The following is a 2967-nucleotide window of genomic DNA, read 5'->3' as shown; positions in this document are numbered from 1 at the left end:
GTGTAGGGCTCACGGAAGGCCACTCTCACGGCGCGCGGAAAATCGCATAGGAAAGGCACGTCCGGCATGGCAGCCTTGATCCGAGGATCAAGCCCGGCAGCGGCAATGGACATGCCTCCGCCCTGACTGTCGCCGCAGACCGCAATCCTGGTTCTGTCGATGAAGGGCAGTTCCACCATCGCGTCGATCGCACGCACGCAGTCCGTCAGCAGGCGACGGTAGTAATAATCCTTCCGGTCGAGGACCCCTCGTGTCATGAAGCCCGGAAACGATGCCGTGGATCCGACGGGGTCCGGAGTATCGCCGGCACACCAGACACTGCCCTGCCCGCGCGTGTCCATGCGCAAATACGCGTAGCCCGAGGCGGCCCAATGCAGTTGATCATGCGGCTGACCACGACCGCCGCCATAACCGATGTACTGGACCACGAGCGGCAAACGCCCCTGCCGCTCTGCCGGCATGATCAGCCATCCCTTGATCGGATGTCCGCCGAAGCCCGGGAATGTCACGTCATAGGTCTCGAGCACCTTCAGCGACGTCTCGGCCTTGACGATCTCGACCTTTCCTCCCGCAGCCCGGGCTTCCGCGATAGTCGAACTCCAGAATGCATCGAAATCATCCGGCATGGCCACCATGCTGCGATAAGAACCGAGTTCGGGATGAACGAGATCTGAGATGGGCATAGAGGCTCCGTAAATTGTTTATATCGGAAACAGAAGGAGTGAGCTAACCAGTCCGGGTTAAGGGCTGGTCAGGAATTCCTTGGGAACCTGTCCAAGGGCTCTATCGAGAGCTTCCAAGCATCTTTCGGCATCGGTAAGGCTGAACGCCAACGGGGGTCTGATCTTAATGATATTCCCGAACGGGCCCGTCGAGGATACGAGGACACCGGCAGATTTCATATGCTCGCGCACCCAGCGGGCGGCAAGCTTCGCAGGCACCTTGGTTTCGCGGTCCGAAACCAGTTCGACGCCGAGGAAGAGGCCGCGGCCCTGGATATGGCCGACAATCTTGTGGCGCAACTGCAGTACCTCAAGGCCAGACCTGAGCGCCTCGCCACTTCGCTTCGCATTCCCCTGCAGGTCTTCTCCAAAGAGCACATCGAGGCATGCATTGCCCACCACGGCCGATACCGTGTTGCCGCCAAAGGTATTGAAATATCCGCCCTTCCTCTGCAATTGCGCAGCAATCTCGCGCCGCGTCACCACGGCAGCAATTGGATGACCGTTGCCCATCGGCTTTCCCATGGTGACGATATCGGGCTCCACGTCGAAGGCCTGGAAACCCCACATGTGGGTACCGGAGCGGGCAAAGCCCATCTGGACTTCGTCAGCAATGGTAAGACCGCCGTGGCGTCTGACGGACGTGTAAACCTTCGGGAGGTAGTCGGCCGGCGGCACGAGAGCGCCGTTTGCGTCGAAGATCGAATCGATCATCACTCCTGCCAGCCCCCTGCCGTGTTGCTCCAACCGGCCTGCCGCTTCATCGAGATGCACGGCATATTTCGAGCCGGCGTCATTGTCGCCCAGACGATACAGGCCCCGGTAAAGGTTGGGCGGCGGCAAAGTCTCGACCCAGGTCGGCCTCTGCGACGCATCATAGTCGATCAGGGACAGCGGGGCTCCGACAGAGGTGTTGCCATGATAGCTGTTCTCTGTGACGACGATCCCCTCATTGCCACTGACCGCCCGCGCCATCCGGACAGCAAGATCGTTGGCCTCGGAGCCGGTGCAGACGAAGATCCAGGTGTCGAGCTGTGGCGGGAGGGTTGCTGAAAGACGCTCGCCCAGCCTGACGATCTCCCTGTGCAGATAGCGGGAGTTCGTATTCAACGTGCTTGCCTGTCGCGCGAGCGCATCCACGACATAGGGATGGCAATGACCGAGATTCGCGACGTTGTTGTAGCAATCGAGATACTCGTTCCCCGCCGCGTCCCAAACCTTGGATCCGCGGCCTCGAACGAGTTCCAATGGTTCGTTGTAGAAGGTGTACGTTTTGCCCAGCACCGCCTCGCGCTGTTTCAGCAAAGAGGGCGTGGAGATGGTGGAGAATTTCGGGGCGACATGACTGAAAGGAACCACGGACGGCAGCATTCCGGCGACGAAATCTGCGGAACTGACAGAAGCCAGCCGCTCGATCGCCGTCATGTAAAACGTCTGGAGATCGTCAAGCGGCGTCGCGTCATTGGCGTTCGCGCGATAGGCGACGATGCCCACCTGTAGCATCAATCGTGCCAGCACCAGATCGCGCAGCAAGGCGAGATCGTCCGCCTCCAGAGGCATGAAACGCTGATAGCCACGTGCCAGGCAGCTTGCGGCAAACACCGGATCCGGGCTCCAGTGTATGAGCGAGGCGATGGTCACCGCCAGATCTTGCGCGACAGGACCATAGACCATGTCACCGAAGTCGATGACGCCTGCGATGCTGAAGGACGGATCGAACGCGGCGATGATGTTGGATTCGTGGAAGTCGTTGTAGATCACTTGGGCGCGAAGCTTGGGCAACGCTCCGGTGAGCGTGTTCGAAAGCGCCGGGAGAAGATTGCTGGTGATGGAACGGATGCGGTCCGGCATCTGATGCAACAGTCCGGCGAGGAGTAGCGGGGCGTTCTTCAAGTCCCACGGCATGGTTTTTGGGGCCCCGCGCCCATGAAAGCCTTGCAGCGCACGCGCCAGGCGTCCGCTCATCGCCCCCAGAACAACCAGTTCCTCCGCGCCCAGTTTTCTGCCTTCTGCGTTGATAACGTCAAGCAAAGTTTGGCCCGGCAAGAAGGTCAGAACCCTGAGCACGTGCGCCTCGCCAGTCTCGCCGGCCATCATGGCCATGAACTCTCCCTCAAGGGTTCGAACGACCCTCGGCACCTGGAAGTCGGGATCGATCGCGGCCACATGCTCGAGCGCCTCGATCTGAAACTCAAGACTGTCGATCGGCTCGTCCAGAGATGCTATCTTGACGACGAATTGCCTG

The 2967-nt window shown here is 60.2% G+C and carries 2 protein-coding genes; both read right to left on the bottom strand.

Annotated features, from left to right (window positions below; translation table 11 throughout):
• Positions 1 to 683 (bottom strand): acetylxylan esterase (locus tag AC1D17_RS28275; protein ID WP_477568533.1); only part of this gene is annotated, 683 nt, incomplete at its 3' end.
• A 57-nt stretch (positions 684 to 740) separates the two neighbouring features.
• Positions 741 to 2967, bottom strand: a 2227-nt coding sequence (locus tag AC1D17_RS28270; protein ID WP_477568532.1) for an aminotransferase class III-fold pyridoxal phosphate-dependent enzyme, incomplete at its 5' end; no start/stop codon positions are given.

This window comes from Pararhizobium sp. P1_E7 (assembly GCF_056405855.1).
Note: the sequence above shows the minus strand (reverse complement) of the source record. Positions and strands in the feature narration are given on the sequence as shown.